General features: G+C 28.6%; 11 protein-coding genes. 10 read left to right on the top strand and 1 reads right to left on the bottom strand.

Annotation, left to right across the window (positions count from 1 at the left end; genetic code table 11):
- Position 1: 1 nt before the first annotated feature.
- The 10 genes from ACIQ2L_RS03965 (at position 2) to ACIQ2L_RS03920 (ending at position 10,897) form a co-directional block, all read left to right on the top strand.
- Positions 2–1,072: a glycosyltransferase gene (locus ACIQ2L_RS03965; protein WP_396156666.1), complete on the top strand. Its 1,071-nt coding sequence runs from the start codon at positions 2–4 to the stop codon at positions 1,070–1,072.
- Positions 1,069–2,202, top strand: a complete 1,134-nt coding sequence (locus tag ACIQ2L_RS03960) for a glycosyltransferase family 4 protein (RefSeq protein WP_396156664.1) — start codon at positions 1,069–1,071, stop codon at positions 2,200–2,202. The genes ACIQ2L_RS03965 and ACIQ2L_RS03960 overlap by 4 nt, the downstream gene beginning before the upstream one ends.
- Positions 2,192–3,277: an acyltransferase family protein gene (locus ACIQ2L_RS03955; RefSeq protein WP_396156662.1), complete on the top strand. Its 1,086-nt coding sequence runs from the start codon at positions 2,192–2,194 to the stop codon at positions 3,275–3,277. Before ACIQ2L_RS03960 ends, ACIQ2L_RS03955 begins: the two co-directional genes overlap by 11 nt.
- 6 nt (positions 3,278–3,283) lie before the next feature.
- Complete coding sequence (locus ACIQ2L_RS03950) at positions 3,284–4,384, top strand: acyltransferase family protein (RefSeq protein ID WP_396156660.1); 1,101 nt, start codon at positions 3,284–3,286, stop codon at positions 4,382–4,384.
- Positions 4,385–4,393: 9 nt separating this feature from the next.
- Positions 4,394–5,584: a glycosyltransferase gene (locus tag ACIQ2L_RS03945; protein ID WP_396156658.1), complete on the top strand. Its 1,191-nt coding sequence runs from the start codon at positions 4,394–4,396 to the stop codon at positions 5,582–5,584.
- The gene (locus tag ACIQ2L_RS03940; RefSeq protein ID WP_396156656.1) at positions 5,581–6,642 is read left to right on the top strand and encodes a glycosyltransferase family 4 protein; all 1,062 of its coding nucleotides are present in this window, start codon (positions 5,581–5,583) and stop codon (positions 6,640–6,642) included. The genes ACIQ2L_RS03945 and ACIQ2L_RS03940 overlap by 4 nt, the downstream gene beginning before the upstream one ends.
- Entirely contained in the window at positions 6,632–7,678 is a 1,047-nt protein-coding gene (locus ACIQ2L_RS03935) for an acyltransferase family protein (protein WP_396156654.1), read from the top strand. The genes ACIQ2L_RS03940 and ACIQ2L_RS03935 overlap by 11 nt, the downstream gene beginning before the upstream one ends.
- Positions 7,679–7,681: 3 nt before the next feature.
- Positions 7,682–8,836, top strand: a complete 1,155-nt coding sequence (locus ACIQ2L_RS03930; RefSeq protein ID WP_396156652.1) for a hypothetical protein — start codon at positions 7,682–7,684, stop codon at positions 8,834–8,836.
- Between the two features lie 223 nt (positions 8,837–9,059).
- Complete coding sequence (locus tag ACIQ2L_RS03925) at positions 9,060–10,226, top strand: glycosyltransferase family 4 protein (protein WP_396156650.1); 1,167 nt, start codon at positions 9,060–9,062, stop codon at positions 10,224–10,226.
- A gap of 2 nt (positions 10,227–10,228) precedes the next feature.
- Positions 10,229–10,897, top strand: coding sequence for an acetyltransferase (locus tag ACIQ2L_RS03920; RefSeq protein WP_396156648.1), 669 nt, complete (start codon positions 10,229–10,231; stop codon positions 10,895–10,897).
- Between the two features lie 49 nt (positions 10,898–10,946).
- Here the strand turns inward: ACIQ2L_RS03920 and ACIQ2L_RS03915 are convergent, their stop codons facing one another.
- On the bottom strand, positions 10,947–13,295 hold the full coding sequence (locus ACIQ2L_RS03915; protein ID WP_396156646.1) for a GumC family protein: 2,349 nt from the start codon (positions 13,293–13,295) through the stop codon (positions 10,947–10,949).
- Position 13,296: the final 1 nt, after the last annotated feature.

Below are 13,296 nucleotides of genomic sequence, written 5' to 3'. Positions count from 1 at the left end.
GATGAAGATAATTCGATTGACAACGTTTTTAGATTTTGGTGGAATTGAATCCAAAATGGCAAATTTATCTTCTACATCCGATGATAATGAGTGGATATTTTGTTCGATAGGTAAAGGAGGAACAGCAGAAAAAAAAATTATTGAAAATAAAAAAGACGTGATTTGCTTTAATTATTCTTATAAAATCCCTTCCATAATAACAATTGTAAATTTATATTTTTATTTCAAAAAACAAAAGCCATTCGTGTTACATTCTGCTGGTTCTGAAGCTAACTTTCATGGTATAATTGCCGCAAAATTAGCAAATGTCCCTGTAATTATTGCCGAAGAAATAGGTATTCCAAATCATAGTAAAATGGCTAAAATTGTTTTTAATTTTATTTACAAACTTTCTGATTTTGTAGTAGGCGAATCGCATAGTGTTGTTGAAAATCTCAAAATAAACTATCAAATAAAACAAAATAAATTAAAAGTAATACCCAATTTTACCCTTTTTGCTGCGGATGAAAAAGCATTTTTTACAGATAAAAATGATGTGTTTAAAATAGTGTCTGTATCAAGATTAGAACCCGTAAAAAATATTGAGGGTATGATTAAAGTTATGAAAAAATTACAGCAACAAAAATTTACTTTTAAATTTACTATTGTTGGAGAAGGAAGTTCATCACAGGCATTAAAAGAGTTGGTAAAAGAACTAAATTTAGAAAATGAAGTCGAATTTGTTGGATATCAAAAAGATACGGAAAAGTATTATTTAGATTCAGATGTTTATATTTTAAATTCCTTTTCTGAAGGATTTTCAAATTCACTCTTAGAAGCTATGTATTTAAAAAAAATGTGTATTACAACCCATGTTGGAGCAGCTTCAGAAATAATTAAAAATGATATAAACGGTTGGATTATCCCAGTTAATGATGATAATGAATTATATCAAAAAATAATAAACTGCATCAAATTAAGTTCAGAGGATAAAAAGAATATTGGAAATAATGCAAAAAAAACAGTTGTTGAAAATTATTCATTACAAAATCACATCAAAAAACTATTGCAATTATATAAAACCAAACCATGATTAGAGTTTTAAACATAATCGACACTATGGGTTCTGGAGGCGTGGAACGTAGACGTCTATCTTTGGCCAAATTATTAGACAAAACTAAGTTTGAACTAAAGATTATTTGCACCAATGCAGTAGGTGATTTTCCAAAAGAATTTAAGAAGCACAACGTCGAAATTTTTGTAGTTGGAGATTTAAAGTCATTTTTAGATAGTAAACAACACAAAAAAGTACAAAAAATAATCGGTGAGTTTAAACCTCACATTATACATGGCGCCGTATTTGAAGGTGTAACAATGGCAGCTATTAACGGATTTTACAAGCGAGTTCCCGTAATTATTTTAGAAGAAACTTCAGATCCTCAAAACAGACGTTGGAAAGGCAACCTACTGATGAAATTACTGTGCTTCACTGCCCATAAAGTAATTGGTGTTTCACCTGCGGCAACTTACTATCTCGAAAATAAAATTAATTTACCTAAAGATAAAGTTGTATTAATAAACAATGGTGTTGTTATTCCTAATATTGACGATTCTGAAACAATAAAAAGAAGTAAAGAAAAACATCACATTTTAGATGATGAAATTGTTATTGGTTCAGTAGGTCGAATGAACTCTGATGCACATAAACGTTTTTCAGATTTAATTGAAGCATTTTCAATTGTAGCCAAAAAGAATACTAAAGCAAAATTAATATTAGTTGGTGATGGTCCGGAAAAAGAAAATTATGAAAAACTTGCCGTTACGCTCGGAATTTCTGACCGCGTAGTTTTTACAGGGTATCAAAACCAAATCGGAATGTATTATTCTATTTTCGATATTTTCTGTTTGGTTTCTGCTTATGAAGCTTTTGGGCTTGTATTGGTTGAAGCAATGTTGCATAAGTTACCCGTAATTGCTACGAATGTTGGTGGAATGCAATTTATTGTTGATGATAATAAGACTGGATATTTAGTTGAGAAATTTGATGTTGATGCTATTAGTAACAAACTAACTATCTTATGTGATGATGTTGGTACAAGAATACAATTTGGTGAAAATGGATATCGTAAAGCCATCCAAAATTATACAGAAGAACGCTATGTTAAAAATGTGGAAAATTTATACATAGAACTTATAAAAAAAGAAAAAATAAGTGAGCACTAAATTATTTTTGCCCGGATTAAATGGCTTGAGGGCAATTGCTGCATTATCGGTTATTTTGGCGCATGTCTCAGAAACACTGGTAGAAAAAAGAATTTTAAATACTAATTATTTTGGACATTTTGGTGGTTACTCTGTTACCATTTTTTTTACTCTAAGTGGATTTTTGATTACGTTTCTTTTACTAAAAGAACTTGAACTACAATCAAAAATTGATATCAAAAAATTTTATATCAGAAGAATTCTCAGGATTTGGCCACTGTATTTTTTTTATATACTATTAATTGTTATCGTCATGAAGTTTACAGTGCCTTCTACTATTTGGTATTACGTTTTCATTGTGCCTAATATTCCTTTTGCACTTCATTTAGCTGGAAATTCTATGATTACAATTCCATTACTAATTCATTATTGGTCCTTAGGTGTTGAAGAACAGTTTTATGCTTTTTGGCCATGGATGCTAAAAAATTCCAAAAAAATAAAAAAAACAATATTCATTTTTTGTGTCGCTTACTTTGGACTAAAAGTTGTTTTATCTATACTAAATGCTCCTATCGTGATACAATCGATATTGCTTCATACCCGATTTTGTTGCCTGGCTATTGGTGGAATTGGTGCCTGCCTCTATTTTGAAAACAATAAAATAGTAGTTTTTGTTAAACAAAAATTTGTTGAGATTTTGGCTTGGCTCATTATAGTATTATTCTTATTGAATGTCATAAGAGTTTTTTCGATTGTAAATCATGAAATTATCGCTCTATTGGTTGTTGCCTTGATTATTAATCAAATAAGTAATTCAAAAACAGTCATTCCATTAGAGAACAAGCTATTTGATTATTTAGGTAAAATCTCATTTGGGTTATACATTTATAATCCATTAGTACTTTATTTCATCTCCTTTCTTCTTCTTGAGACTAATGAAAACAAACCTTTAAAAGCCACGCTATTTATTTTTTCAACTTTTAGTGCTGTAATTCTTGTAGCGCACCTTTCCTACTTCTATTTTGAAAAGCGCTTTTTAAATTTAAAAAATAGATTTACGACAATCGAAAGCTATTCTAGTAATCCGAATAATTAGGATGATATGATTACAAAAGATAGTATATACTTACCTGGTTTAAACGGAATACGCGCAATTGCCGCAATGGCTGTTGTAATTACACACATTAACAATAGATTAGAATATTATGGAATTCCAAATGCCGCTTTGTTGGATTTGGCTAGTTATGGTGTTACCATTTTTTTTACACTCAGCGGTTTTTTGATTACGTATTTATTACTAAATGAACTTGAAAAAACAAATACGATTAATGTCAAAAAATTCTATATGCGAAGAGTGCTACGCATTTGGCCTTTGTATTATATTTATCTAATTATTGTAGTTTTTTTAAATGGAATTTCGAATATTCAATGGCCAATCTTATTCTATTTTTTGATGATTCCAAATTTGAAAAATTCATTTGTTGGCATTATAAATACTGCTGTTGGTACTAAAATAACGACCTTTATGGTTGGCCATTATTGGTCACTCGGAGTTGAAGAACAATTTTATGCATTTTGGCCTTGGATTATAAAAAAATCAAAGAAATTAGTATTGTTTTTAGTTGTTTTTCCCATTGCATTTATTTTATTAAAACTGACTTTGCGAATTTTTGAAGCGCATTATAATATACTGGTATTTGTAAACTATACCCGTTTTGGTTGCCTTGTTATTGGTGGTTTGGGAGCTTATTTATATTTTAAAAATAATGTTTATATTCAAATATTATATAGCAAATGGATGGAAACATTAGCTTGGCTGTTTTTTATTATGGTTGCCGCAAACAAATTTCACATAACCTCTATAATAGACCATGAAATAATTTCTGTATTTACGTTGATCATTATTTTTAATCAAATAAATAATCCTGAAAAACTCATTTCATTAGAGAACAGATTTTTCGATTATTTAGGAAAAATATCATTCGGTTTATATGTTTATAATCCCTTAGTCATATTTTTGATGGCAGATGTTTTTAATTTATTTTCCATAAATAATATTTTGATTAAACAAATTCTTATCTATGTATTTGCAATTACTGCTGTCATATTTGTAGCTCATATTTCATATAATTATTATGAAAAACGATTTCTAAAACTAAAAACCAAGTACACGACCATCGAAAGTATAGCAAGCAAATTTTAAAAAAAAACCATGAAAAATATTCTTTTTATTACTTGGGACGGACCACAAACAAGTTATATGGAAGGTCTGTTTATGCCCATTTTTTTTGAAATTCAAAAAGAAAATAATTATCGTTTTCATGTGATACAATTCAGTTGGGGAACAGAAGAGCGAATAGCGATTACACGACAGAAAGCAGATGAACTAAATATAAAATATTCCTTTAAAAAAATTCATCGAAAACCTCATGCCTTAATTGGAAGTTTATTTACTGTTGCTGAAGGAGTAATTTTTATAAAAAAATATTTAAAAAATAATTCTATTGATATACTTATGCCAAGAAGCATAATGCCCGCAATAATGGTAAATCGATTGTTTACTAAAAACTATAAAATTCTATTCGATGCCGATGGTTTACCTATTGAAGAACGCGTAGACTTTTTAGGATTAAAGAAAAATAGCCTAATTTATAACATCTATAAAAAAGAAGAAAGATTAATTCTCATCAAAGCTTACGCTATTATTACAAGAACTGCAGCGGCAATTGATTTTCATTTAAATGCTATTGGCAAACAACACAGGGATAAATTTTTTGTTGTTGTAAACGGAAGAGATACAACGTTTTTTAAGCATAATATAAACGTTAGTCAAAAGATTAGAGAAGGATTTAACATAAATAAGGAGACCAAGGTTTTTATTTATAGTGGTTCACTTGGGCCACAATATGGATGGGAAATTATGATTAAAATATTTAAAAGGTATTTACAAATAAATCATAACTCAATCTTTTTGATACTTACCGGAAATGAAGCATTTGCAAAAAAAAGAATTCCACTAGCTTTACAAAATCACATAATAGTAAAATCATTACCTTTTGAAGAAATTCCAAAATACCTTTCTGTAGGTGATATTGCATTTGCCATTAGAGAGCCTAAATTGAGTATGCAAGGTGTTGCTCCAATTAAGCTTGGTGAATACTTATTAATTGGAATTCCTACCATAGCGTCGTCAGGAATTGGCGATACAGAATCTCTCTTGAAAGATAAAAACTTCTGTTTTTTATATCAACATGATGCTAAAGATTCCGTTGAAAATGCTATAAAATTTATAGAAAAATCTGGTGAATTTGATAAAGTAGACATTCAAAATTTTGGTATTGACAATTTTTCAATGAAAATAAGTACCTCTCGCTACAAAATTGCTTTAGACTATTGCTCATGAAAATACTTTATCTCACAAAATACAGCAGAAATGGAGCTAGTAGTCGACTGCGAAGTTATCAGTATTTCCCAATTTTGGAAGCAAATGGACACTCGGTTACAGTCAGTCCATTTTTTGATGAAGAGTACTTAAGTAATCTATATTCAGGAAAAAAAATAGCAAGATTAAAATTTTTGAAATTCTATTTAAATCGATTTTTGACACTATTTTCAATATATAAATACAACAGAATTGTAATTGAAAAAGAGCTTTTTCCTTATTTTTTTAGTTGGTTTGAAAAAATTTTATACTGGTTTAAAGTAAAATACATTGTCGATTTTGACGATGCCATTTTTAATCACAATTATGATTATAACAGATCAAAATTAATTTCGTTTTTTTTTAAAAATAAGATTAAAAATGTCATGAAATACAGTGGCTGTGTAGTGGCAGGAAATAGTTACTTGGCTGAAAAAGCTAGAGAATCTGGTGCAAGAAAGATTGTCATACTTCCAACAGTAATTAATATCGATGTTTATAAAGTTAAGGATAATTATGATAATTCTAAAATTATTATAGGTTGGATTGGTTCCCCATCAACTTTTAAATATGTTGTAAATATTAAATCTGTTTTGTTAAAGTTATTAGATTTTTACAATGTTGAATTGCATATTGTGGGTGCAAACCAAGATTTGGAATTGGGAAGCAAAGTGAAATACCTTAAATGGACCGAAGACTCCGAAGTAGCATTGATTTCTAATTTTGATATTGGAATAATGCCACTCGAAAATACCCCTTGGGAATTGGGAAAATGTGCTTACAAACTAATTCAATACATGGGCTGTGGATTGCCAGTAGTAGCTTCATCTGTTGGTATGAACAAAGAAGTTGTTGACGAAAATATCAATGGTTTTTTAGTTGAGACAGAAGAACAATGGTTCGAAAAATTAAGCATTTTGATTGAAAATAATATTTTAAGAAAAGAATTTGGGAACAAGGGAAGAATAAAAATAGAATCGGATTACGATATTCAAAAAAAACATAATGTGTTATTATCAATTTTAGCAAATGAATCGTAATTCTAAAACCCATTATCTTGATATTTTACAAATTTTTAGAGGAATTGCTGCCTTAATGGTAATTGTTCATCATGCTGTTGGATCATTATCCTTCTACCACCAAATTGATTATTTGTTATTATCATATATTGGTTTACTTGGTAAGTTTGGTGTCGATTTCTTTTTTATCCTTTCAGGTTTTATAATTTCTTATGCTGCCTATTATAAATATAGCGAACCCGATTCCTTTAAAAAATATATAAAAAATAGAATCATTAGAATTTATATTCCATATCTTCCTATCGGGATTTTAATGTATGTCTTGTACACCTATTATCCTAGTTTTTCTAATGGCAACCGAGAAATTAGTTTATTTACTTCTGTAACTTTATTGCCTTTTGGGAATCCAGCATTATCAGTGGCATGGTCATTAATATTTGAGCTTCTGTTTTATTTTATTTTCAGTATTTCATTTTTCTCAAGAAAAGCATGGAATTATTTTCTGTTATTATGGACGGTTATAATTTTATTGTTTAACTATAGTTCCTTACACAATTTATCTATAAATAATAACATTACTTTTAGAATATTACTATCAACGTATAATATCGAATTTATACTTGGATATGTTTTATCGCTTCTCATTATTTACAAAATAAAATTAAGTTTAAATAAAATTATTATTTGGCTAGTAATGCTGTTCTTAGTTTTCTTTGGAATAAACAATTTTTATACAAACACACCTTATTTCTTTCCCAACTTTTTATTTTCAGGTGTTTCGTTTTTTATCCTATATTATATGATTACAAATTATAATTATCAACTGAATAAAAATTCAATTATGATGATTATAGGCAATGCATCTTATTCGATATATTTAATTCACAATCCTTTACAACTAGTAATTTTAAGGATGTATCCAAAAATAAATACGGTTGCTAGTTTAATTTTATCTTTAACATTAGTGGTAATAGCATCATGCCTATTTGGTTATGTATATTATCTTATATTTGAAAAAAAATGTATGAATTTTATAAAATCTAAAATACTCGGATAAATTATGGATATCCTTTTTGTGATACTATTTATATTTTTTGGTTTTTTGTTTATCAATAGTTTTAAAAGGAAATTATCTCAAAACAACATTGCGACACTAAGACAACTCTTTATTTATCATTTACTTTTTGGGGTTTACTTTTATTTCTTTGTTTATGGAGATTCTATAGGGTATTGGCGTTACCCTAAATTCATGACGTTTGAACGTTTTTTGTACTCGTTTAAAGAAGAACAAGGAACGTATTTCATTTATGCTCTAAATTATTTTCCATCTAATGTATTGGATTTATCCTATTTCGTTGGAACAATGATGTATAGTGTCATTGGTTTTATAGGATTAACCTATTTTTTTGTGACTGCTATTGATATAATACCTACTAATCCAAAATTTAATTCTTTTAATTTATTTCCACTTTTATTTTTCTTTCCTAATTTACATTTTTGGAGTTGTGGCGTTGGAAAAGATACGCTCTTATTTTTCTGTATTGGGCTTTTTGTTTATGGAATAATGAATGTTACAAAGCGCATTTTGTTAATTATTTTGGCATTGTCGTTATCTTATTTTATTAGACCTCATATTTCATTATTCATGATACTCTCTTTTGGTTTTGCCTTTATTGCCAATAAAAACATCACTGTATTTCAAAGATTAGTATTCTTTTCAATCATGATTGGTTTAGCTATTGCAATATTTCCTATGGTACTAAAATTTGCTAAAATTGAAGAAGCAACTATAGAAAACTTTAACAATTTTGCCACAAATAAAGCTTCACGATTAAATAGATCGTATACAAGTTCTTCTATTGATGTTTCCTCCTATCCATTTCCATTAAAAGTATTTACGTTCTTATATCGTCCTTTCCTATTTGATATCAATAGTATTCCGTCTTTACTTGCGGCTATTGAAAATACTATCCTATTAGTTCTATCTATAAGTATAGTGATAAGAAAGGGACTAACCTCATTCAAAAAAGCACCATTTATAATTCAGGGAATGGTTTATTTTTTATTCATAGGAACCTTTGCTTTTTCTCAATCTTTAGGGAATTTAGGCATCATGATTAGAATGAGAAATATGTTTCTGCCTGGATTAATTATTTTTATTCTTTGGCATTTTTCGTATGTCAACAAAGAAGAATTAGACGACACTTCAATTTAAATCAGCACATTCAATTCATAATTTTTTATTCTAGTTATCACACTTTGTTTTAACATAACATGAATTAATCTTTAAGAGATTTGCTCCCTTTTTAAGTTATTGTAAAGATTTATTTTATCAACAATAATTAAATAAATTGAACTTAAATTTGAACTAATAATTGTTATAACACATTATTATTTTATAAATCGAGTAAGAATTAAACCTTAATAAAAGGTAATTCATGTCAGAATCAAAAAAGAAATTAATTAGAATTACAACCGTTCCACTATCATTGGATAAAATTCTAGATGGACAGTTGGCATTTATGAACAATCATTATGAAGTGATTGCGATTTCTTCTGAAAAAGAGTATCTCATAAGATGTGCTAAAAATGAAGGTGTTCGTTATAAACACATTGAAATGACTAGAAAAATCACTCCATTAAAAGATTTTCTTTCACTTCTAAAGCTCATTTCATTTTTAAAAAAAGAAAAACCATTTATTGTTCATTCACACACTCCTAAAGCAGGTATTATTGCGATGTTAGCTTCTCGAATAGCAAATATTCCAATTCGATTACATACTGTTGGTGGATTGCCTCTTATGGAAGAAAAAGGAAGCAAAAAGAAATTGTTAGAAATGATAGAAAAATTAACGTATTCTTTTTCTACAAAAATATTTATAAATTCTAAAGGACTTTACGACTACATAATTGACAATAATTATACTTCTAAAAATAAATTAAAAGTTGTTGGTAATGGCAGTTCAAATGGAGTAGATGTCCACTATTTTTCACCTGAAAAAATTTCACAAATTGAAATAGCTCAGCTAAAATTATCATTAGGAATTCTAGAGAATGACTTCACTTTTATTTTTGTAGGAAGAATTGTAACTGACAAAGGAATAAATGAACTGGTAGAAGCATTTGATACCGTTTGTTTAAAATATAAAACTATCAAACTAGTATTAGTTGGTGAACAAGAAAGCGATTTAGATCCTTTAAATGAAAAAACATTAAATCTAATTCGCAATAACAATAAAATCATTGAAACTGGTTTTCAAAATGATATTAGACCCTATTTAGCTTTAAGCAACGCATTAGTTTTCCCTAGCTATCGTGAAGGATTTCCAAATGTTCTTATGCAGGCTGGTGCAATGGGACTGCCTGTCATTGCATCAAATATAAATGGCTGTAATGAAATTATTGTTGATGGAAAAAATGGAATACTAATACCCTTGAAAGACATAAATTCTATTGAAAGAGCACTTATTCAACTAATTGATGATAAGTCGTTTTATCTAAATCTTAAATCAAATTCGAGAAGCATGATAGTATCTCGATTTGAGCGGAGCGTTATTTGCGAAAAAATATTGGATGAGTATAAGAAAATGGAAAATAGCTTATAGTCATGATATATAGAGAACATTTTATTTTTGGAGCGGGTGGACATGGTAGGGTTATTGCAGAGTTATTGCAGTTAAACAACTATAATATAGAAGCTTTTTTTGACGATAATCCTAAAACTAATATCGTAAATTCACTTCCTGTAATTTCTAGTAAAAATATTTTAAATAATGATCTAAAATTATATTTGATTATCGCAATTGGAGATAATTTTACCAGAAAAAATGCAAGTAAAAGACTCAAAAATAATAATTTCTTTTCTTGTACTCATAAAAATGCAATAGTATCTATAACAGCAAAAATTGATATTGGCACAGTTGTCATGGCAAATGCTGTCGTTAATTCTAATGCCAATATCGGAAAACATGTAATTATAAATACTTCTGCAGTGGTGGAGCATGATTGCACTATTGAAGATTTTGTACATATTTCTCCTAATACTACTTTGTTAGGAAATGTATTTGTAGGTGAAGGTACTCAAGTTTGTGCTGGAGTTGTTATTTTACCTGGTGTTAAAGTCGGAAAATGGTGTGTAATTGGTGCTGGAAGTATTATTCTAAAGGATGTTCCTGATGGTTCTATAGTAGTTGGAAACCCGGGTAGAATCATCAAACAAAATCCAATTTATGAATCTGCGATGGAATTTGAAAGAATGATTCAGGTTTTTAGTTAATAAAAACTAATTCCCTTTTCTTTAACTATCCAAAAAATTAAAATCTTAACTACGATTTTCGAACCTTAATTTTATTAAATATACTTTTCTTTTTTTGAATTTCATTCTCTCCATATCCGTAGTTATATCCATAATTATATTTATATCCATACGTTTTATTTTGTCCAATATTATTTAGAATTAGACCCATACTTTTTACGTTATTAAGGGTTTTAAAATTGGAAATAAACTTAAGTAATTTCTTTTCTGTGTAATTGGAACGAGTAACATATACTACAGTATCGGCTAATTCAATGATTAAACTCGTATCTGTTACTAAAACTGTTGGCGCTGTGTCAACGATCACATATTCATATATATTTCTTAGTTCATTAAGCAATACTTCAAATCGACCATTTGAAAGCAATTCTGCCGGATTTTGAGGTATAACTCCAGATATAATTACGTCGAGATTTACTTCATTTTCCTGACTATTTGTTATAATATCTTCAGCAGTTAATTTATTGTCAAACAAGTAATTAGTAACACCTTTTACTAACACCTTTTTCAAATCTAACGAATTATGCAACTGAGGATTTCTTAAATCTGCACCGACCAAAACCACTTTCTTTCCAAAAGATGAAAGTGTAATTGCTAAATTAGTTGAAACAAAAGTCTTTCCTTCTCCTTTTACTGATGAAGTGACAAAAATGACATTTCCTGCTTTTTTAAGAGTAGTAATGAATTTGATATTTGAACTCAGGATTCTAAAAGACTCAGATAATATGGAGCGATCTAATAATCCTATCTTTTTATTCTCATCTTTAATATTTGGAATTTCAGAAATGACAATCATATCTTTTATTTCCTGCTCAATATCTTCTTTTGTTTGAACTTTACTATTAAACAATCCGTTGAGATATACTATAATGAATGGGATTAGTAACCCCATAATAAGAGCTATACCAAAATATGATTTCCGATTGGGGAAAATCGGAGTAGGAGAAAAACTGGCATCCTCAACAACTTTTACGCAAGGATTCGTAATTGCCAAATTTACGAGTGCTTCCTCACGTTTTTGCAATAATAATACATACAAATTCTCTTTAATAGTTTGTTGTCTTTCTATTGATCTAATATTTTTCTCCTTATTGGGAACTTTCCCATAATTTGCTATCTCTTCAGAATTGATTTTTCTGTATTCATTTTTCTTTATTTCTAATACTTTTTGATACCCAATTATTGATGACTTAACATTATTCTTCAATTGTATTGCTTGGTTTATACTCTCTTTAACCAATGGGTTAGATTCTCCACCTCCAGATTGTAGTAATTTATTACATTTAAAAACCTGTTGATTATACTTATCAATCAAACCATTTATTTCTTGATCATCAAATCCTACATTTGCAGGCAAAAGCTCTAAGTCTTTTGATTTATTTAAAGACAACAGCATCAGTTTCGATAAAGTTGATTGTGTATATGCTTTATCTAAATCAGATTTTGACTGAAATGTCCTTTGCATTAAAACACTCGCATCACTTTCGACATTACCCACTTGGTTATCGCGCTTATAGTCAGCTTTAGATTGTTCAATAGAGTCTAATTCATTATAAAGATATTCGAATCTTTTATCAACAAAATCGACCGTTTTCTGATGTACATATTGTCGGTCTTTTACACCATCATTATTAAAAGCTATTATCAAAGTATTTAAAATATCCGTAATCTTTTCTGGGCTAAAACCTGTTAAATTTAGTTTCAGTATTTCACTTTGATTACCTACATAATCTACACTGATTTTTCTTGAAATATTCTTTATTATACTTTTTCTATCTTTTAGTGAAATTAAATAAATACGTCCCTCTATTTTTTTTAAAGATTCCTTATTTTTTAAGGTTAATTTAAACGGTAATTCGTAATCAAAATTTGTCTGGTTAAATTTATATTTTTTTGAAGAACCGTTCAATTTATAACCGGTATTCGTTATTTCAACTTCGAAAGAACCAAATCTATTTTTGAGTGAATCCTTTTCAACCGCCCATATCACTTTAAAAGGAGCATCATTCCATAACTCGTATGACTTAACTCTGCCCACACCATAAACTTCAGTAGTCAGGTTTAAACTATCAACTACAGTCCCAACTATTCTTGAGGATTTTAAATTTTCAATTTGATTTTCTAAATTAACTTTACTTGAACCAAATATGGAGACGCCATCGTTTGGCATTTTAAAAGAAGACGTTGAACTATCCAAAACTTGAATTTTGGCTGAAGATTCAAATACATCATTTGCATATCTCAAATAAAAATAGCAAGCTACAAGCGAAATAATGGCGGAAAATAAAATCCACTTCCAATGAAATAAGTATTTATCTAATTCTTCTCTAAAATTAACTTTTATGGGTTGACTTTGCATT

Source organism: Flavobacterium sp., assembly GCF_044369455.1.
Lineage (GTDB): Bacteria > Bacteroidota > Bacteroidia > Flavobacteriales > Flavobacteriaceae > Flavobacterium.
This window is presented reverse-complemented; position numbering and strand designations above follow the sequence as displayed.